Source organism: Novosphingobium sp. fls2-241-R2A-195 (assembly GCF_030209485.1).
Lineage (GTDB): Bacteria > Pseudomonadota > Alphaproteobacteria > Sphingomonadales > Sphingomonadaceae > Novosphingobium > Novosphingobium resinovorum.
This window is the reverse complement of the sequence record NZ_JARVRY010000016.1, coordinates 16,341-36,052: the sequence shown is the minus strand read 5'-3', so window position 1 is coordinate 36,052 and position 19,712 is coordinate 16,341. Positions and strand designations below refer to the sequence as shown.

Below are 19,712 nucleotides of genomic sequence, written 5' to 3'. Positions count from 1 at the left end.
GCCAATGGCCCAGATTTCGGCTTCCGACCCGATCGTCATCCTCTCTTATGCGCGCACCCCCATGGGCGGCCTGCAGGGCGTGCTGGCGGACGTATCGGCGACCGACCTCGGCGCGACCGCGGTGAAGGCCGCCGTCGAGCGCGCAGGCGTCGCGGGCGAGGACATCGAGCGAATCTACATGGGCTGCGTGCTGCCCGCCGGTCTCGGCCAGGCCCCTGCCCGCCAGGCCGCGCTGAAGGCCGGCCTGCCCAAGTCGGTGCAGGCTACCACCGTCAACAAGGTCTGCGGCTCGGGCATGCAGACCGTCATCATGGGTGCCGAGGCGCTGGCCGCCGGTTCGCTCGACGTGGTGATCGCGGGCGGCATGGAGTCGATGACCAACGCGCCGTACCTGTCGAAGAAGCACCGTTCGGGCGCACGCGCCGGTCATGACACGATCTACGACCACATGTTCCTCGACGGTCTGGAAGACGCCTACGAAGGCGGCTCGATGGGCTCGTTCGCACAGGTCACCGCCGACGAATACCAGCTGACGCGTGAGAACCAGGACGATTACTCGATCGAGTCGCTGCGCCGCGCGCAGGAAGCGATCACCTCGGGCGCCTTCGCCGCGGAGATCGTCCCCGTCACCGTGAAGACGCGCAAGGGTGAAGTCATCGTCGACACCGACGAGCAGCCGCCCAAGGGCAATCCGGACAAGATCCGCACCCTGCGCGCCGCCTTCGCCAAGGACGGCACCATCACTGCCGCCAGCTCCAGCTCGATCTCGGACGGTGCCGCCGCCGTGGTGCTGACGCGCAAGAGCGTGGCCGATGCCAAGGGCCTGACGCCGGTGGCCACCGTCGTCGGCGTCGAGGCCCACGCACAGGAGCCGGCCAAGTTCACCACCGCCCCGGTAGGCGCGATCACCAAGCTGGTCGAGAAGGTGGGCTGGAACCTCGCCGACGTCGACCTGTTCGAAGTCAACGAAGCCTTCGCATGCGTCGCCATGTTCGCGATGCACGACCTCGGCATCCCGCACGACAAGGTCAACATCCACGGCGGCGCGACCGCACTCGGCCATCCGATCGGTGCCTCGGGCACGCGCATCATCGTGACGCTCATCAACGCGCTCAAGGAAAAGGGCCTCAAGAAGGGCGTGGCCAGCCTCTGCATCGGTGGCGGCGAAGCCACGGCGATCGCGGTCGAACTGGCCTGATGACAAGGAAATTCCCCCTGCCCGCAACCCGGGCGGGGGAATTTCCTGGGCCACGGTCCATCATCGTCATTCCCGCGGAAGCGGGAACCCACCTCCTGACGGCGCCTCTTGCGGGGACATCAGATGGGTCCCCGCCTTCGCGGGGATGACGAACAGTGTTTCAGTCAAACATGACCTCACTCCGGGCACAGAGTTAGATCCGTGTTAACCAATTAACCCTAACAGCCATCAGGTTTCTGATGACTAGGGTTGCCGATGTTCGACGTTCTGCTGTGCATTCACGATCAGCATGACAGATGGTTTGTCCTGCTGGCAGCCGCGATCTGCGTCGTCTCCACCCTGTGCGCGGTGCAACTGCTGCGTCATGCCCGTCACTTGTCGGGATCGGCTGCTCGCCATTGGATCGTGGGTGCGGGCAGCGCCATCGGCTTCGGCGTCTGGGCAACGCACTTCGTCGCGATGCTCGGCTACGGCCCAGGACTGGTCGTGGGATATCATGTTCCCGCCACCGTGATCTCGCTGCTCATCGCGGTGGTCATGACCTCGCTGTCGTTCGCGGTCTCCCTCGCCCTGCCGCATCGCAAGGGTTTCGCGCTTGCCGGCCTGCTCGCGGGCTCGGGCGTCATCGCGATGCACTACATCGGCATGTCCGCGATCGAGTTTCCGGCCGACATCCGCTGGCGCCTCGGCTTCGTCGCGGTGTCGCTCGCCTTCGCTGTGCTGCCTGCCTGTCCTGCCCTTGCCCTTTCGGTAAACGGACGTTCGATTGCCAGCGCGCTGGCGGCGGCGGGGCTGCTCGCTTTCTCGATCGTGTCGCTGCATTTTACCGGCATGGCCGCAATGCAGCTTACGCCCGCGCCGCTCGACCTGCACGGCGGCACCCTGCTCTCCCCCGACAGCATGGCAGCCGCTATCAGCGCCGGATCGCTCGCCCTGCTCGCCATCAGCATCGCGGTCCTGAGCATCGCCCGCCGAGCCCGCCTCGTGCTTCATGCGACCGAGCGCGACATGAGCATCCTTGTCAAGGGCATCAGCGACTGCGCGATCTACATGCTCGACCGCGACGGCCAGGTGGTCAACTGGAACGCGGGCGCACAGCGCCTGAAGGGCTACACTTCCGATGAAGCCGTAGGCATGCCGCTCGCCGCGTTCTACACGCCCGAAGATCAGGCCGACGACCTGCCCCGCCGCGCCGTCGCCCATGCCGCCAAGACAGGCAAGTTCAGTGGCGAGGGCTGGCGCGTGCGGCGCGACGGCACCCGCTTCTGGGCTCACGTCACCATCGAGAAGGTCGCCAACGAACTCGGCGAGCACATCGGCTTCGCCAAGATCACCCGGGACATGACCCGGTTCAAGGAGGACGAGGACCGGGTTCGCGAAATGACGGGCCACCTCGACGCGGCGCTGGCCAACATGCACCAAGGCCTGTGCCTGTTCGACATGGACGGCCGCCTGCGCATTGCCAATCCGCGCTTCAACGCGATCTGGGGAATCGCCCCGGACACCTCCCTGTCAGGCATGAAGGCCGAAGCCGTCGCGGGCGCCGTTCTCGCCGCGCCCGCCGGGCGCTCGGCCTCGCGCGGGCGCCGCGATGACCTGCATCGCCATTTCACGCGCCCCGTCGCCGACATGGCCGCCGCGTCGGTCACCCTCGACCTCGGCGAAACCCTCGTCGTATCGATGACGAGCCGCGCGATGCCCGGCGGTGGGCGCGTCGTGACGTTCGACGACATCACCGAACGCCGCCGCTCCGAGGCGAAGATCGCGCACATGGCGATGCACGACAACCTGACCGGCCTGCCCAACCGGAACAGCTTCGCCCACTGGATCGACGCCGAACTGGAAGAGGCGCGCCACTTCGGGCACCAGCTTGCCGTAGTCATGATCGACCTCGACCGCTTCAAGGAAATCAACGACACCCGCGGGCATTCCGCAGGCGACGCCGCTCTGCAACATCTCGCCCAGCGCATGGTCGATGTGCTCGACGACGGCGAGATCGTCGCACGCCTTGGTGGCGACGAATTCGCCGCCGCCAAGCGCTTCCGCGACCGGAACGAACTCGACGTCTTCCTCCAGCGCGTCGAAGGGTGCTTCTCGACGCCGTTCGGCTCGGACGACAACGCCTTCCATCTCGGCGGCAGCATCGGCCTCGCGGTGTTTCCCGAGGACGGCGCCCGACGCGAGCAGTTGCTCAACAACGCCGACCTTGCCATGTACCGCGCCAAGGGCAGCGTCACCGAACGCATCGCCTTTTACGAGCCGGAAATGGACGAGACGGCGCGTGCCCGCCGCCAGATCGCCAATGACCTGCGCCATGCGGTCGATCGCGGCGAACTCACGGTGCTGTATCAGCCCCAGCATGAACTCGCGACCGGCAGGCTGTCCGGCTACGAGGCCCTGCTGCGCTGGAACCACCCGACGCGTGGCCTTGTCTCACCGGTCGAATTCATCCCGATCGCGGAGGAGACCGGCGAGATTTTCCGCATCGGCGAATGGGTCATGCGCGAAGCCTGCCGCGAGGCGCGGTCCTGGCCGGATCACCTTAAGGTCGCCGTGAACCTCTCGCCCATCCAGTTGCTGCAGAACGACTTCGTGGCGATCGTGCAGAACATCCTGATCGAGACCGGCCTGTCGCCGCGGCGCCTCGAACTGGAGATCACCGAAACCGCGATCATCGCCGACAAGCTGCGCGCCCTGCATTTCCTGCGCCAGATCAAGACGCTGGGGGTCAGCATCGCGATCGACGATTTCGGGACCGGCTATTCCTCGCTCGACACGCTGCACTCGTTCCCGTTCGACAAGATCAAGATCGACAAGTCGTTCGTGCTGCGATCACAGCAGAGCGTGGAGGCCTGCGCGATCATCAAGGCCGTCCTCGCGCTCGGCCACAGCCTCAACGTGCCGGTTCTGGCGGAAGGCGTGGAGACGATCGAGCAACTGGACTTGCTTCGGGCACAGGGCTGCGACGAGGCGCAGGGCTTCTACTTCGGCAGGCCGGGCCTTTCGCCAAGCAGACTTGCCGCAGAAGCCGACTTCATGCAGCTCAGTTGAGCAATCAGGGCGCCCCGGTACCCCAGAGCTGGTCCTCGCGCACGAAACCCTTGTGCCCGTCGGTGTCGAACGGGCACCAGCCCTCTTTGCATTCACCGAGCAGGCCGACGACGCCGGGCTCGACGCGCCAAAGCATGGCGGACGCACCGTTGCCTTGGGCGCGCATTTCGATCAGGCTGCCGTCTTTGACCATTGCGGCTCTCTGGCGGGACAGCAGCAGGTCGCGCATCCAGCCTTTAGAGCCATCCGGATCCTCCACCAGTCGCCACGGCCCCTCGCGACGCAGAACCTTCACCGGCAGGTGCGGGCGTCGATAGACCCAGTCGATGCGATACGAATCGCCCGGCCCCACACGCAAATTCGCAATTTCGGCGTCGATCGAGGCCCAGTAGGGCACCTTATCGTCATTGGTGGCACGCGCCGGCTGCGCGGCAAGAAGGCCGAGCACGGCCGTCGCAAGCAGCAAGGGCGACGAAAAAAAAGCGGGACGGTTCATCGCGGCGATCTTACCGCGCGGCGAGGAGGCCCATCAAGGGCGCTTGACCACGCCCCTGTGGAAGGCCTAGCTCATGACCCGAAATGGACACCGCGCGCCCGCTCCCGCCCCGTCCCCGCGTGATCGTCACGCGACGGCTGCTGCCGGAGGTCGAAGCGCGCATGGCCGAGCTTTTCGACCTTGTCCCCAACCTCGACGACCGGCCGATGACGCGGGTGCAGTTGGAGACGGCTATGCACGATTGCGACGTGCTGGTGCCGACCGTCACCGACATGATAGACGCTGCAATGATCGCCGGTGCCGGTGAGCGCATCGCCATGATCGCAAGCTTCGGTGCGGGCACCGACCATATCGACCTCGCCGCAGCGCGGGCCCACCGCATTCTCGTGACCAATACGCCCGGCGTGTTCACCGACGACACCGCCGACCTGACGCTCGCGCTGATCATACTCGTCTCCCGCCGCTTCAGCGAGAACGCGCGGACGCTTCGCGAAGGGCGGTGGGAAGGATGGGCACCGTCTTCGATGCTGGGCCATTCCCTCAGCGGCAAGACACTAGGCATAGTCGGCATGGGACGGATCGGGCAGGCCGTGGCATACCGTGCACGGGCGTTCGGGCTGGAAATCCGTTACCATAACCGGCATCGGCTGCCCCCGGCGGTCGAGAACATGGTCTCTGCCCGCTACGAGCCCAATCTCGACCGGCTCGTCGCCGAGGCCGACATCCTGACGCTGCATTGCCCTGCCGGACCCGAAACCAGACACCTCATCGATGCCCGCCGCCTTGGCCTGATGAAGCCGGGCGCATGTCTCGTGAACACGAGCCGGGGACGTCTCGTCGACGAGGATGCGCTCGTCAAAGTACTGTCCCAGGAGCGCATCGCGGCGGCGCTCGACGTTTTCGAACGCGAACCGCAAGTCGATCCGCGACTGCTGGCTATGCCCAACCTCGTCGCCCTGCCCCACCTCGGCAGCGCCACTTACGAGGGACGCGGCGCGGCAGGTCACAAGATCGTAACCAACATCCGTTCCTGGGTCGATGGTCACCGCCCGCCCGACATGGTGCTGCCCGCCCCGGCCTGAAGCCTCGATTCCTGAAGTACCAATGCTTCAAACCCCGGGCATCAATCCACTTCGGGATTGCAATCGCTTGTGCCGAATTAGTTTCCTGATCTAACCCCCCGTAAAGGGTTCGCCCGCTATCGCTGCGGCGAATCTCATGGGGAATGACGGCGCGATGATCAGGCGTTCGACAATGGCTGCCAGCTTGCCACTATCGATGGCCTTCGCGGTCTTGGGCACCGCATTTACACCAACGGTCAGCTTCGCGCAGGATGGACGACTCGACGTCGCGGACGGGGGCGACACTTCGTGGATGCTCGCCGCCTCGGTGCTTGCCCTGCTGGCATTGCCGGGCCTTGCACTCTTCTACGCGGGACAAGTGCGCGCAAAGAACGCGCTTTCCATCCTGGTCCAGTGCGGGGCAATTTTCGCTGCGGCTTCGATGGTCTGGATCATCGTCGGCTATACTATCGCGTTCGGCGACGTGGCGGGCGGCTGGCTGGGCAAGGGCAATGCCTGGATGCTGATCTCATTGGGCAACGTGCGTACGGGAACCAACGTTCCGGAAAGCGCCTATGCCCTGTATCAGATGGTCTTAGCTACCCTCGCTCCGGCCCTGTTCGTCGGCGCCGGAGCGGAACGCGCGCGGTTCGGATGGATCGTCACCTTCGCCGCACTGTGGGGCCTCGTCGTCTATGCCCCCGTCGCACACTGGTTGTGGGGTGGAGGCTGGCTTGCCGTCGGCGTGGGGACGCTCGACTGGGCGGGCGGCATCGTCGTCAACGTGACTGCGGGCGTATCGGCGCTGGTCGTCGCAGTGATGCTAGGGCGGCGCAAGGGCGTCACGCAAGGGGTTGTCGCACCCCAGAGCCCGGCATTGTCCATTGCGGGCATGGCGCTGCTGTGGATCGGCTGGCTGGCGCTGAGTGGCGGCTCCGCCATCGCCGCCAACGACGATGCCGCCGCAGCCATCATCGCGATGCACGTGGGCTCCGCCGCCGCCGCCATGACATGGTTGCTGGTCGAGCGGCTGACTGCCGGCAAGTCCACCGCGACCGGCTTTGCGACCGGCGCTATGGCAGGTTTGGCGACACTCGCTCCGGCAGCCGGCTTCGTATCGCCGGGCTCTGCCCTGCTGCTGGGAGCGCTGGGGGGCATCATCTGCCACTTCGCGGCGCTGCTCGTCCGACGTAAACTGCTCATCGACGATGCGCTCGGCGTCTTTGCGATACAGGGCATAGGCGGCATCTTAGGATCGCTGCTGCTCGCCGTGTTTCTGTCCGAAAGCTTGGGCGGCGTGGGATATGGCGACGACATGAACCCGGTCGCGCAACTTGCGGCGCAGGGGATAGGCGTGCTGGTGGTCGCGGTATGGTCGCTCGTCGGCACGGTGATCCTCGCGCTCATGGCCTCACTGGCGTTCCCCATGCGCGTGTCGGAGGATGCCGAGCGCGAAGGGCTGGACGGCGCCACCCACGGCGAACGGGCATGGAATTTCGATTGACTCTCACCCCCGCAAAACCGGAAATGCGGCGATGATCACCTATTTCCGGCAGGCTGGCCGCAGTGTCGCCCGCTCCCTGGACTTTCGCGGCAAGGCCGACCGCCGCGAGTTCGTCACCTACATCCTGATTTCGCAGATCCCGGTCGCAGTGCTGGCCCTGGCGACGAGTTGGCTCGATCCCAGCCCTGTCCTGCGCGCCGTCATGCTGGGCGTACAGGTGAAGGTCGCCCTGCCCCTGTTCGCCCTGTCGATCCGCCGCTTCCACGACCTCGGCCGGAGCGGCTGGTGGAGCGCCCCTCTGCTGATCCTCGTCGCCCGCATGCTGCTGCTGGAACTCGTCGGCATCCTTGCCGGATGGAGCGTGCGCAGCGCGATCGAGGCCGTGCTCAGCTATATCGACTGGTTGCTGACCTTGCCCGCCGTCGCCAGCTTCCTTGCAATGGTCGCCTGGCCGTCCCGCTCCGAAACGACAACGGCCGGCACGGATCGCTCCGTACCGGCCGCTTGAAAGCCGCGTTGCCCTGTCCGATCAGTCGCCGGTCAGGATACGATCCACCAGTTCCTTGACGGTCGGCGTGAAGCCATTCGAATAGAACGGGTCCTGCTTGAACTTATAGGCCGCGTGACCCGCGAACATCAGGTTCTCGTCGATCGGACCGCCGTGGGCGATGTCCTGCAGGGTCTTCTGGATGCAGAAGCTGCGCGGGTCGGCGAGGCGGCCGGTGGTGTAGTCGTCGTGGTCCTTCCACGAAGAGAAACCGCAGTGCGACAGGCAGCCCATGCAGTCGGCCTGATCCTTGCGGATTTCGTCGCGCTCTGCCGGGTTCACGAAGATGATCGTGTCGTCCGGCGTACGCAGGCCATCGGTGAAGCCCTGCGCCGACCAGGTGCGTGCGCGCTCCAGATCCTTGGGGGCGACCCAGAAGTTCTTGCCCTTGACGCCAACGTCGAGACGTACGGTGTGCACGCCCGCCTCGACCTTCGAATAGGGGATCTGACGCTCCGAGCGCGCTTCCAGATTGCGCAGGAACGGGTTGCGCACGGCCGAGGAATAGAAGCCGGTGGGCGAGAAGCGGTGGAGCAGCACGTCGCCGGGCTCCAGCGTGCGCAGGTGATCCTTCCACGCCTGCGGGATCGGGCTCTCGTGGGTCAGCAGCGGACGGGTGCCGTACTGGAACGCGATCGAGCCGAGTTCCGGGTTGTCGATCCATTCGTTCCAGTCACGCAGGAACCAGACGCCGCCCGCCATCACGATCGGCACGCTGTCCGGAACCCCTTCCGCGCGCATGGTGTCGCGCAGGGCCTTGACGCGGGGATACGGATCCTCGGGCTTGAGCGGGTCTTCGGCGTTGGACAGGCCGTTGTGACCGCCCGCCAGCCACGGATCCTCGTAGACCACCGCGCCCATCAGGTCGGCGACCTTGTGGTAGGCACGCTTCCACAGCGCACGGAACGCACGCGCGGAGCTGACGATCGGCAGGTAGTTCACGTTGAAGCGCGCCGCGATCTCGGACAGCTTGTAGGGCATCCCTGCGCCGCAAGTGACGCCGGTGACCATGCCGCGGGTCTTTTCCAGAACACCTTCGAGGATCTGCTGCGCGCCGCCCATTTCCCACAGGACGTTGATGTTGATCGCGCCCTTGCCGCCCGAAATGTCGAAAGCCCGCCGGACCTGCTCGACCGCGCCGTCGATGGCGTAGTCGATCAGTTCCTGGTGGCGTTCCTTGCGGGTCAGTGCATTGTAGATCTGCGGGATGATCTTGCCTTCGGCGTCGTAGCTGTCGGCATTCACCGCGCTGACCGTGCCGATACCGCCCGCAGCCGCCCACGCGCCCGAACTCATGTGGTTCGTCGCGGCGACGCCCTTGCCGCCTTCGACCAGCGGCCAGACTTCACGGCCACCATAGATGATCGGCTTGAGACCCTTGAAACTCATTTTCTCTCGTCTTTCCCCAGGCTTTCGCGGCTCAGCCCTGCGATCCATTGGTTTTCGGCGGCGCTACCCCCGAAATTCGGCACGGCTTGATATCTGCCGGCGCAGGCCTTGCCCCTGCGACTTCAAACTGCGCATAATAGCCCTGTAATTCGGGCTTGCGAACAAATTCCGTCAACCGATAGCCCACCGACGCAAATTCGCAGAAAAGCAGCGAAGGCGGCAGGCCATGGGTTCCCGCCGGACGATCGACATCGACCACCACGATCTTGCCCCCGGGGCGCAGCGCCGGGCGCAGCCTCCAGAGGAAACCGTAAGGGTCGCCGACTTCGTGGTACATGTGGACCAGGAAGATGCGGTCGAAACTCTTGCCCGGCAGGCTAGGATCGCTCGGGCGGCCCAGCTTGATCGAGACGTTCTCCAGTTCCTCGCGCATGACGCGCGTGGCGAGGCGTTCGTTGGCACCGCGATCGATATCCTCGCCCAGAACCCGGCCCTTCTTGCCGACGCGGTGCGAGAGGCGGACGGTGTAGTACCCCTCGCCCGCGCCGAGATCGGCCACGCTCATGCCGGGCGCCACGCCTGCAAGGTCCATTACCGTGTTGGCCTCGCCCGCGCTGTCGCGCTGGGCTTCGGTGGAGAACGTGCTGGAGGTTCTTTGCGCAACGGGGCGATCGGGCTTGGGGAACTTGGGGGCGCCCTTTTCCCGGCCGTCATCGACAGCAGGCTGCTGGCAGGCGGCCAGACTCAACAGAGCAGGCACCAGCATGGCCGGAAAGAGGGTATGCGCGCGAAACATGCGGCCCCTTAGCGCCTGTGCGCGCGATTGGCAAAACGGTTGAAAGAGATCCGTCGCATTCATGCCCCCTCGCCCCGGCCACTGTCCCGGGACGAGACGGCCGCCACGTTTCAGTCGGCGTCTTCGACTTCGACCTTCTCGCCGGTCACGCGCTGCGACAGGGCCGCAGCCATGAACGGATCGAGCGCACCGTCGAGCACGTCGTCAGGCGCGGTCGAGACCACACCCGTGCGCAGATCCTTCACCTGCTGGTACGGCTGCAGCACGTAGGAGCGGATCTGGTGCCCCCAGCCGATGTCGCTCTTGCTCGCGTGTTCGGCGCTGGCGGCTTCCTCGCGGCGGCGCATCTCGGCCTCGAACATGCGCGCTTTAAGCATGCCCATGGCGATTTCGCGGTTCTTGTGCTGCGAACGGTCGATCTGGCTGGCGACGATGATCCCCGAGGGCTGGTGCGTGATGCGCACCGCCGAATCGGTGGTGTTGACGTGCTGGCCACCCGCGCCCGAAGCGCGATAGGTGTCGATCTTCAGGTCGGACGGGTTGATCTCAATCTCGAAGGTATCGTCGATCACCGGATAGACCCACACCGACGAGAAGCTGGTGTGCCGCCGCGCCGCGCTGTCATAGGGGCTGATACGGACCAGGCGGTGGACGCCGCTTTCGGTCTTCGCATAGCCGTAGGCGTTCTCGCCCTTGATGAGCAGGGTGCAGCTCTTGATGCCCGCCGCTTCGCCCGCGTGATAGTCGACCAGCTCGACCTTGTAGCCGTGGCGCTCCGCCCAGCGCGTGTACATGCGCTGGAGGATTTCGGCCCAGTCCTGGCTTTCGGTGCCGCCGGCCCCGGCGTGGACTTCGAGGTAGGTGTCGTTGCCGTCCGCCTCGCCCGAAAGCAGCGCGGTGACCTTGTCCTGATCGGCGCGCTCGGCCAGCGCGGCGAGCGCCGACAGGCCCTCGGCGATGGTTTCCTCATCGCCTTCCATCTCGCCCAGTTCGACGAACTCGACGGCATCGGCCATCTCGGCGCTGATCGAGTTCACCGCGCCGATCGCGGCCTCGAGACGGCGACGTTCCTTCATGACCGCCTCGGCCTCCTTGGGCTTTTCCCAAAGGGTCGGGTCCTCGACGCGCGCGTTCAGTTCGTCGAACCGGCGCAGCGCGCGGTCCCAGTCGAGGAACTTGCGGACCAGCGCGAGGGCCTTCTCGATACGGACAATGTGGGCCTGCCCCTCGGCACGCATGGCGAAAATCTCCGATGAGCCGGGATCACGACCGGCCTGAAACAAACGAGCCGCACCGCTTAGCGCAGTACGGCTGTTTGTAAAGTGGCGCTCAGGCGGTTCGGCGCAAGGGGCCGGGTTCAACCCGGGCGCTTGGCCTTCATCGCCTTGACCGCCGCCAGCGTCATCGTGACGTGTTCGCGGTAGTCCATGTCGGAGTGGACGAAGGCGACGTGGCCACTCTGGTCGATGACGTAGCTGACGCGCTGGGTCATGCCTGCCGGGACGCCCGGCCGGGTGAGTGCGACGTCGTAATCCTTGGTCACCTTGGGGCTGGCAGTGGCGACCGCGAATTTGTCGCGGCATTCCTCGGTCGAGAATTTCTTGAGCGTCGGCAGGTCGTCCGCCGACATCCCCACCACGGTTGCGCCAAGCTGTGCGAACTCGGGCGTGGCTTCGGCGAAAGCGTGGGCCTCGAGCGTGCAGCCCTGCGTGAATGCCTTGGGGTAGAAGTAGAGCACGACCGGCCCCTTCTTCAACGCCTTGGCGAGATCGAAGTCGACTTCCTTGCCGGCCTTGGCGCCCTTGGCCGCGAACTGCGGCGCCTTCGCACCGACCGCGAGACTGGCATGCGCGGTGCCCGAAACGGCGAGGAGCCCGAAGGCGGCGACAGCGGTAAGAAGGCGGTTCATGGCGCGGATAGTGACCCGACGATCCGCGCCTGTCCAGCCGGTTACTCGATCCAGCCGAGAACGGTGCCGACTTCGTAAGTCTCGCCCGTCTGCGTGACGATCTTGAGCGTGCCGGTGGCGGGGGATTCGACCTCGTTGGTGGACTTGTCAGCCTCCAGCGAGAACAGAGGCTGGCCTTCGGTCACTTGCGCCCCATCGGCGGCGAGCCATTCGGCGACCTGGCCCTCCTGCATGGAGAAACCGATCTTCGGGAGCAGGATTTCGACGGCCATGGTGGTTATGATCCCCTTCGCGTGCCCGGCATGGCGGGCTGTTTGTTCGATGGGTAGCGCACTCGCGGCGGCAGGCAAGCGAGGGGCAGACATATCCGTCTCGGCGATGTTGCGGGTGATCGGAAGACGTCGTCCCGGACTTGATCCGGGACCGCTGCCCGTGAACAGCCGTCCCTCCGTGACGCGCCCTGAGAATAGGATGCATCTAAAGACAGCCACCGGTCCCGGATCAAGTCCGGGACGACGATCGCTACCCCCGCCCGTCCTCGTGCGCCATCCAATGCACGAAGCGGTGGAGCGGGTACATCGCGTCGTGTGGATTGCCGATGGTCGAAGGCCCCGCTTCTCCCAGATGCACGATGCGCTGCGCGCCCCCGGCGGCGAGGCGGTCACGGTAGGCGGCCATGCGGTCGAACGGGTAGAAGCCGACCGTCTGCGTCGCCACGTTGATCCACTTCACCGCATCGTCGAGGCTGTCCACGCGCACGACGTTGGCGGTCTTGTTGATCGGGTGGAAGTCGACCGGCTCATCCGAGCGGATCACCAGGCCCCGCCCGTCGGTGCGGCCCCAGACGCCGTACTCGTCATCCATCAGCGTCATCGATTCGACCGCCTCGCGCATGTCCATGTCGAGCGGGCGTACGTCGCCGCTTTCCGCCGCACGGCGAGCCACGTGATGGTGCAGGCGCGCGCAGAAACGGTCTACCGCCGCCTCGTCCCCCTCGACGAACTGGAAGCGGCTGGCGACGCAGGCCTCCTGGTTGAGTGTCATCACGTCCGCCGAGCACAAGTCCGCCACCCGGTCGATCGTCTCCTCGTCCGCCAGCGCCTCACGCCCGACCATCGAGATCGAGGTCTTGGGATCGAAGGATACCAGCTGGAAGCCGGGGCCGAGGTACTTGATGACGTTGTTGATCGCGTCCCCGCCGCCCCAGGCGACGATCTTGTCGAAGTACTGCGGGCGATAGAGCACCCGCTCGGTCGCATCGTCGCCGCCGCGCCAGTAGACCGCGGACATCGAGCGCACGATCGGATGCGCCGGATCAAGGTCCGCCATCGTGCGCAGGATCGCGACCATGGTGAAGGGATCGGCGCTGCTCATCTTGAACAGGTTGATGCCCTTCACAATCGCCCCCTGCGCCACCGACTTCACCGCGACGCCGGGAGAATTGCCCGGCAGCACATGGATCAGGCGCGGTGCGAAGGCGCGCACGAAGCTCTTGCGGCCGGTGAAGTCCTCCTTCGGCACCCATTCGTCGAGCGCGCGCGGATCGGGGAAGTTCTGCTCGACTTCGGCCATCAGCACCCGCTTGTCGAGATAGGCCGCCGCGTGGCGCGCGGTATTCTCGACGACGGCACGAGGCAGGATATGCGTGCGGCACATGCGCTCGATGCATTCCTGCATGTGCGGGTTGTCGCTGGCGAGCAGGCGCTGACCGGTCTCGACGAGGAAGTCGATGATCTCGGCCAGCGGCACATTGAGGAGCGGCGGCACTTCGGTGCGCGGCGGCACCGCGCGATCGAAGGGAATGCGCGGCGTGGCGAACGTGACGCCGAGATCGCGCGACGTCTGGATCACGTCGGTCCCGTGCAGCACTTCGCCACGCAGGAAGAACGGGGCGGAGACGAGGTCTTCGCTGACCTCAGGCTGTGCGATCTCGTTCATGCCACACCTCGCACATAAGCGTCGACCGTGCCTGCGCAGCCGATCTTGTCGTCGCCTTCCAGATCCGCATAACGGGCGATGTCGTCGCGGATCGACGGGCCGTGGTTCCCGCAGGCGCAAGGGGAATGGTCCAGCGAAATCCTGTCGCCGGTGATGACGCCGCCCCAGCGTCCGTCGAGCGAGACGTCGAAGAACGCCGCGCGCCCTTCCTGTTCGCCGCTCGCATGGGGAAGCGCCTCGTCGCCCGATTTGTCGAGCAGCACCGGCACGATCCAAGGTGGTACGTGATAGCGCCCGCCCTCGCGGCACTTGGGCATGCCGGAGTTCAGTTCCTGCATCGAATAGTTCTGGAAATGCCGGTCGGCCGGGATGTTGAACGTCTCGAACACATAATCCTGATAGTCCGCCGGAAGCTGCGCGCGCTTGAGCCCCCCGCCGACATAGATCGAGTTGTCCGGATTGAAGTCCTCACGCCCGAAGCCCGCGTCTCGCACGGCCTTGGCAACCTGCCACAGCCCGTTCCACAGCCCCGAAAGCTGGAGCTTGCGGTGGCGGTTCTCGATGATGAACTGCGCCGTCGCGGGCACCGCATCGGCGACCAGCCGCGCGCGCTCGGCCGATGTTTCCTCGAAGGCGGCGATCTCGTCCGGACGGGCGGTGCCCTCGGCGATCTTCTTGCGCATGACCACCATCGCCGTCAGCGAACCGACCGTGATCGGCGGCACCGGATAGGCCCAGCGCGGCCACTCGGGATTGGCGAAAGCCTCGTACTGCGCCTGGGCGATCGCCGCGTTCTTGGGCACCGTCGCCACGGGAGCACAGCCGATGATCAGCCGGTCCTGCGCCGGAACCACGCCCGAGCCCCAGGCGAAGACGTTGACCGTGTCGATCCGCGACCAGTCCATGTCCTTCTGCGAGGCGATCAGCATCGCCGACTTGCCGGTGGTTCCGCTGGAGCAGGAGATGAAGTGCCCCTGCTCCGCCAGCCGCGCGATCCAGTCGTCGATCCCGGCGATCCCGTCCGTCGCGATGCCCTCGAGCGGATGGGCCGAGACCGTGCCGAGCCACTTGGTCAGCCGATCCCAGCGCTCGTCCATCAGGTAGCTTTCCGGGTAGGACTTGTAGGCGGTGTGCGGAAACAGCACCGGCACCACGTCCTCGATCCGCGCAATGCCCTCGATCCCGGCATCGCGGGCGCGCAGGCCGAGCAGCCTGATCCGGTCCCGGCGCTCCTGAAACCGCTCGTCCAGCGCGGCAACCTGGGTTTCGCGCAGTTCGCCCGCCGAGAACGCAAAGCGCTCCGGGTCGGCGACCAGCGCAGTGAGTTTGTCCGCAGCAATGCCCATGCTTCCCTTCTCCTCTCCCTCGCCGCCGCGACGGACTGGACAGTCCATCGCGACTCGATTAATAACACCTTATGCGTTTCATTATTCACGAACCTCTTGGCGACGCAAGCCAAATCGGGTCCATGGGGATCATGCTCGAAGACACGCACCCTGCGCTCCCCAAGGCTGGACGCCCCACGCGCGAACAGGCCCAGGCCCGGCAGGTCGCCCTGCTCGACACCGCGCTCGAACACTTCCTCGACAAAGGATACGAAAGCGCCACGATCGAGGGGATCGCCGCCGACGTGAACATGACCAAGCGCACGGTCTATGCGAAGTACCCGGACAAGGCCGCACTATTCCGCGCCGCCGTCCGCCACGGCACCGAGGCCCGTGCGGTCGGTGCCGAGGTCATCGCCGCCATGCGCAGGCACACGCTGGAGGATACGCTCATTGCCATCGCGATGCTGCGGATCGGACTGGTGGGAGAACCTGCCGGTGCGAAGCTGCAACGGCTCATCAATACCGAGAGCTACCGCTTCCCGGACATCTTCCAGACTTATTACGACATCGCCGCGCTGCCGACCGTGCGCTTCCTCGCGCAGATCCTCGAGGAAGAGACCGCCGCGGGCCGTCTCGCCATCGGCGACGCGATGCTTGCGGCCAACGTGTTCATGAGCATGGTCGTCAGCGGTCCGGTGCGCTTCATTCTGTCGGGCAATATGCTGACCGCACAGGACATCGACCGGCGGGTGCGCTTCGCGATCGACTTGTTCCTCAAGGGGGCCGAGCCACGATAGACAAGACACCGCGACCCGCAAAGGCCGGGCGCGCGAGGGAGAATGCCGAAATGTTCGATAATTCCGCGAAGCCGCACCCCGTCGTCGTGATCACCGGCGCCAGTTCCGGCATCGGCAAGGCCAGCGCCGAAACTTTCGCCCGCATGGGCTGGCACGTCATCGCCACGGGGCGCGATCCGGCGCGCTGCGACGCGGCCGAGGCGCAGCTGCGCGCCTTCGGCAAGGTCGATTTCCTGCGCGGAGACTTCGCCGAAATGGCCGACGTGCGCCGCGTCGCACGCGAGATCGCGGCGCTGACCGATAAAGTCCAGGTCCTCGTCAACAACGCAGGCGGCATCCGCGACGGGCTCTACGTGTCCTCCGAGGGACTGGAAGCGACTTTCGCCGCCAACCACCTCGCCCCTTTCCTGCTGACCCGCGAACTGCTTCCCCTGCTGGAGCGCGCGGCGCAGGAGAGCCCGCCCGGCACGGTGCGGGTGATCGCCGTCTCCTCGCTCGCGCATGAGCAGGCAAAAGCGATGCGCTGGGACGACCTGATGATGCTCGACGACTTCGCCACCGGTCCCGCCTATTGCCAGGCCAAGCTCGCCAACCTGCTGTTCACGCGGGAACTGGACCGCCGCCTCACCGACAAGGGCATTACCGCGCAGGCCATGCATCCGGGCAAGGTCGGCTCGAATTTCTGGAGCCACGGCGAAGCCTCGTTGCAGGCTTATGGCCAAGGACAGGATCTCGTCTCGCCCGAGCAATCCGCGCGCACAATCGTCTGGCTCGCCACCGCGCCCAAGGCGGGCGTGAACGGCGGGCGCTACTTCCATGACCTGACCGAGATTCCGGCGGCCCCGCAGGCGCTCGACGACGCGGCGGCCGCGCGGTTGTGGCAGGAGAGCGAGCGCATTCTCGCCGATCTCTGAGGAAGTGCCCCGTGCCCGATCCTTGATGGAGCAGGTCACGGGGCGACGTCTGCGACCCGCATGGGCTACCGCTCAGGGCGCGGAGGAAGGGAGAGGACTCCGCGCCCCTGGCCGCGATGCGCGGGCGACCATTTGCGGCTGATAAAGGGTATATAGCAGGCAAACGATTGCAAATTGTTCTTTAGGCCTAGAGGAATTTGCGTAGCGGTTGGTCGATACCCTAAAAACCACGGCGCCCGCGCTTGACCCCGTGGCGCCGCGCGCCGAAAGGAGGCGGCGACATACTCGACACGGGAACCTGCCCTGATGACTTCGATCGACCGCCCCCGCCGCAGCGCGCTCTACCTGCCCGCCTCGAATGCCAAGGCTCTCGCCAAGGCGCGCACCCTGCCCTGCGACGTGGTGATCGTCGACCTCGAGGATGCGGTCGCACCCGAAGCCAAGCAAGAGGCACGCACTGCCGCCGTCGCCGCGATCGCGGAAGGCGGCTTCGGTCACCGGGAAGTCGCGATCCGCGTCAACGGCCTCGATACCGAATGGGGCGCGGCGGACCTTGCCGCCGTCGCCGGGTCGAAGGCCGACGCGGTGCTGGTGCCCAAGGTCAACGGCCCGCAGGACATCGACCGGCTGCAGGATGCGCTGAGCGGCGCTCCCGAAACCCTGCAGCTCTGGGCGATGATAGAGACTTGCGCGAGCGTCTTCGCACTGGAGCCGATCGCGGCGAAGGCCCGTTCGACGCGGCTGTCGCTGTGGATCATGGGCCTCAACGATCTCGCCAAGGAGATGCGCGCGCATTCGGTGCCCGAGCGCACGCCGTTCCTGCCGTTCCTGTCGATGGCGGTCGCGGCCGCGCGGGCGCACGGCGTCACCGTGCTCGACGGCGTCTGCAACGAATTCCGCGATTTAGGTGTGTTCGAGGAGGAGGCGCGGCAGGGGCTGCTGTTCGGCTTCGACGGCAAGAGCCTGATCCATCCCGCGCAGATCGAGCCCTGCAATACGGTGTTCTCACCGAGCGAAGCGGACCTCGGCTGGGCGGCCTCGGTGATCGCGGCGTTCGCGTTGCCAGAGAACCAGGGCAAGGGCGCGATCAAGGTCGATGGCAAGATGACCGAACTGCTGCATCTGGAGCAGGCCCGGCGGCTGGTCGCGGTGGCGGAGCGAATTGCGGCTTCGGTTTGAGGCCACGATCATTCTCATTGGGTCGTCATTCCCGCGCAGGCGGGAACCCATCTCCTGACGGCGCCTGTTGCAGTTCCATCAGATGGGTCCCCGCTTTCGCGGGGATGACGAAGAATGTTTAAGGCTGGCACGTCGAAAGAACCGAAGTGGAGACCGACTGCTACTCGCTCTTGGCCCCGGCTTTCCCGATCACCCCAGGCTCATTCGCGATCACCCTCAACACCGCCGCCCAGGCATCGACATTCTGCTGCAACGCCGCAGGATCGACCTTGTCGAGCGTATCGTCCGGCGTGTGATGCAGGTCGAAATAATGCATCCCGTCCTGCCCGAGATCGATCACGGCAAGGTTTTGCGCCTTGATGATCGCCTCGACGTCGGCGCCGCCCTCAGTCGCGCCGTCATGCGGCACGATACCCATCGGCCAGAGCGCCGCCTTCACCTTGTCCACCATCGGCTTGTTGTCGGCGGCGGTGTTGAACTTCGCCGCCCACACCTTGTCAGCGCCGAAGTCGCTCTCCATCGCGACGGCGTGGGGCTCCGACCCGTGCATGCGCGCATAGGCCGCACCGCCGCCGCCTCCGACGCCCATCTCCTCGTTACCCGACCACAGCACGCGGATGGTGCGCAAAGCCTGCCCGCCCTGCTGCGCCGCGAGTGCCGCCGCCGTCACGATGGCGCAACCTGAGGCGTCGTCGATCGCGCCGGTGCCGAGGTCCCAACTGTCGAGGTGACAGGCGATAACGATGATCGGCAACGAGGGATCGCGCCCCGGCAGGTCGGCGATGACGTTGCCCGAAGGCGCATCGGGGAACGGCTTGCCCTCCAGCGTGAGGTCGATGGCCATCGGCTTGCCGCCCGCGGCAGTCCTCGCGGCGGTGCGGGCGATCAGGTCGGCATCGGGGTTCGACACCGCGCCCGCCGGGATCGGCGCCACGTCCTTGGCGAAGATGGTGACGCCGGTATGCGGGTTGCGGTGGCTGTCGGTGCCCGCCGAGCGGATCACCACGCCCGCCGCGCCCTTGCGCGAGGCGATCGTCGGCCCCTGACGGCGCACATTGCCATAAGGGCCATAGCCCGAACCATCCTGCGCCGCGCGCATCGCGTGGTCGATGAAGGCCACCTTGCCCTTGAGCGAACCGTCAGGCGCCGCCTCCAGTGCGGCGAGCGTCGGGAAGTAGACCAGCGGAGCCTTCAGCCCGCCCTTGGGCGTCGGCACCGAGAAACCGAGCGCGGTGATCGCCAGCGGCTGCGCGTAAGGCGCGGTCAGCTTCGCGCTTTCGGGACCGCGCTTCCAGGCGAGGGTCTTGAACTCCTCCACCCGCACGTTCTGGAAGCCGAGCGCCTTGAGCTTCTCGGAGCCCCAGTCGCGTGCGCGCGCCTCGGCCTCGGAGCCGGCCATGCGCGGGCCGATCTCGGTGGTCAGGCCCTCGACGATGTCCCAGGCGACGCCTGAACCCTGCTGGGGAGTTGCGAAAGCCGGGACGGCAGCGGACAGCGCGGCGGCAAGAAGCCCCGCGCGAAGGACTGGGAGGGTGCTCATGTGCGCAAGTGCTAACCGAGCGATCCGTCGCTGCCAAGCGTCGTCCCGGCTGCCAATTTGCGGCG

17 protein-coding genes are annotated in these 19,712 nt (G+C 66.1%); 8 read left to right on the top strand and 9 right to left on the bottom strand.

Annotation, left to right across the window (positions count from 1 at the left end; genetic code table 11):
- Nucleotides 1-4 precede the first annotated feature (4 nt).
- Both QRN25_RS12975 and QRN25_RS12970 read left to right on the top strand, forming a co-directional pair.
- Entirely contained in the window at nt 5-1,198 is a 1,194-nt protein-coding gene (locus QRN25_RS12975; protein ID WP_271183212.1) for an acetyl-CoA C-acyltransferase, read from the top strand.
- Nucleotides 1,199-1,453: 255 nt separating this feature from the next.
- On the top strand, nt 1,454-4,249 hold the full coding sequence (locus tag QRN25_RS12970; protein ID WP_285019802.1) for a bifunctional diguanylate cyclase/phosphodiesterase: 2,796 nt from the start codon (nt 1,454-1,456) through the stop codon (nt 4,247-4,249).
- 4 nt (nt 4,250-4,253) lie between these two features.
- Here QRN25_RS12970 and QRN25_RS12965 read toward each other — a convergent pair whose 3' ends face one another.
- Nucleotides 4,254-4,745, bottom strand: a complete 492-nt coding sequence (locus tag QRN25_RS12965) for an SH3 domain-containing protein (protein WP_285019801.1) — start codon at nt 4,743-4,745, stop codon at nt 4,254-4,256.
- Between the two features lie 83 nt (nt 4,746-4,828).
- On the opposite strand from QRN25_RS12965, the gene QRN25_RS12960 reads away from it, so the two are divergent.
- From QRN25_RS12960 to QRN25_RS12950, 3 genes are all read left to right on the top strand, one after another.
- Nucleotides 4,829-5,827 (top strand): 2-hydroxyacid dehydrogenase, encoded by a 999-nt coding sequence (locus tag QRN25_RS12960; protein WP_285019800.1) that lies wholly within the window; start codon nt 4,829-4,831, stop codon nt 5,825-5,827.
- A 172-nt stretch (nt 5,828-5,999) separates the two neighbouring features.
- Nucleotides 6,000-7,310: an ammonium transporter gene (locus QRN25_RS12955; protein ID WP_285019799.1), complete on the top strand. Its 1,311-nt coding sequence runs from the start codon at nt 6,000-6,002 to the stop codon at nt 7,308-7,310.
- 31 nt (nt 7,311-7,341) lie between these two features.
- Nucleotides 7,342-7,818: a DUF805 domain-containing protein gene (locus tag QRN25_RS12950; RefSeq protein ID WP_285019798.1), complete on the top strand. Its 477-nt coding sequence runs from the start codon at nt 7,342-7,344 to the stop codon at nt 7,816-7,818.
- Between the two features lie 21 nt (nt 7,819-7,839).
- Here the strand turns inward: QRN25_RS12950 and QRN25_RS12945 are convergent, their stop codons facing one another.
- The 7 genes from QRN25_RS12945 to QRN25_RS12915 form a co-directional block, all read right to left on the bottom strand.
- Complete coding sequence (locus QRN25_RS12945) at nt 7,840-9,246, bottom strand: NAD(P)H-dependent flavin oxidoreductase (RefSeq protein WP_008830975.1); 1,407 nt, start codon at nt 9,244-9,246, stop codon at nt 7,840-7,842.
- A gap of 31 nt (nt 9,247-9,277) precedes the next feature.
- Nucleotides 9,278-10,042 carry a class I SAM-dependent methyltransferase gene (locus tag QRN25_RS12940; RefSeq protein WP_285019797.1) on the bottom strand — a complete coding sequence of 255 codons (765 nt, stop codon included), beginning with the start codon at nt 10,040-10,042 and terminating at the stop codon, nt 9,278-9,280.
- A gap of 110 nt (nt 10,043-10,152) precedes the next feature.
- Nucleotides 10,153-11,280: a peptide chain release factor 2 gene (prfB, locus tag QRN25_RS12935; protein WP_036522883.1), complete on the bottom strand. Its 1,128-nt coding sequence runs from the start codon at nt 11,278-11,280 to the stop codon at nt 10,153-10,155.
- Nucleotides 11,281-11,399: 119 nt separating this feature from the next.
- Nucleotides 11,400-11,951 carry a peroxiredoxin gene (locus QRN25_RS12930; RefSeq protein WP_008830978.1) on the bottom strand — a complete coding sequence of 184 codons (552 nt, stop codon included), beginning with the start codon at nt 11,949-11,951 and terminating at the stop codon, nt 11,400-11,402.
- 41 nt (nt 11,952-11,992) lie between these two features.
- Nucleotides 11,993-12,223 (bottom strand): biotin/lipoyl-containing protein, encoded by a 231-nt coding sequence (locus tag QRN25_RS12925; protein ID WP_008830979.1) that lies wholly within the window; start codon nt 12,221-12,223, stop codon nt 11,993-11,995.
- 250 nt (nt 12,224-12,473) lie between these two features.
- Nucleotides 12,474-13,889 carry an acyl-CoA reductase gene (locus QRN25_RS12920; protein WP_285019796.1) on the bottom strand — a complete coding sequence of 472 codons (1,416 nt, stop codon included), beginning with the start codon at nt 13,887-13,889 and terminating at the stop codon, nt 12,474-12,476.
- Nucleotides 13,886-15,235, bottom strand: coding sequence for a hypothetical protein (locus tag QRN25_RS12915; RefSeq protein ID WP_285019795.1), 1,350 nt, complete (start codon nt 15,233-15,235; stop codon nt 13,886-13,888). The genes QRN25_RS12920 and QRN25_RS12915 overlap by 4 nt, the downstream gene beginning before the upstream one ends.
- Nucleotides 15,236-15,366: 131 nt before the next feature.
- Here QRN25_RS12915 and QRN25_RS12910 point away from each other — a divergent pair, with 131 nt between their 5' ends.
- From QRN25_RS12910 to QRN25_RS12900, 3 genes are all read left to right on the top strand, one after another.
- Nucleotides 15,367-16,014, top strand: coding sequence for a TetR/AcrR family transcriptional regulator (locus QRN25_RS12910; protein WP_285019794.1), 648 nt, complete (start codon nt 15,367-15,369; stop codon nt 16,012-16,014).
- 50 nt (nt 16,015-16,064) lie between these two features.
- Complete coding sequence (locus QRN25_RS12905; RefSeq protein ID WP_285019793.1) at nt 16,065-16,928, top strand: SDR family NAD(P)-dependent oxidoreductase; 864 nt, start codon at nt 16,065-16,067, stop codon at nt 16,926-16,928.
- 306 nt (nt 16,929-17,234) lie between these two features.
- A complete protein-coding gene (locus QRN25_RS12900) occupies nt 17,235-18,107 on the top strand; it encodes an HpcH/HpaI aldolase/citrate lyase family protein (RefSeq protein ID WP_285019792.1) in 873 nt (290 codons plus the stop codon).
- Between the two features lie 160 nt (nt 18,108-18,267).
- On the opposite strand, the gene QRN25_RS12895 is transcribed toward QRN25_RS12900, so the two are convergent.
- Nucleotides 18,268-19,647, bottom strand: a complete 1,380-nt coding sequence (locus QRN25_RS12895) for a M28 family peptidase (RefSeq protein ID WP_285019791.1) — start codon at nt 19,645-19,647, stop codon at nt 18,268-18,270.
- Nucleotides 19,648-19,712 lie beyond the last annotated feature (65 nt).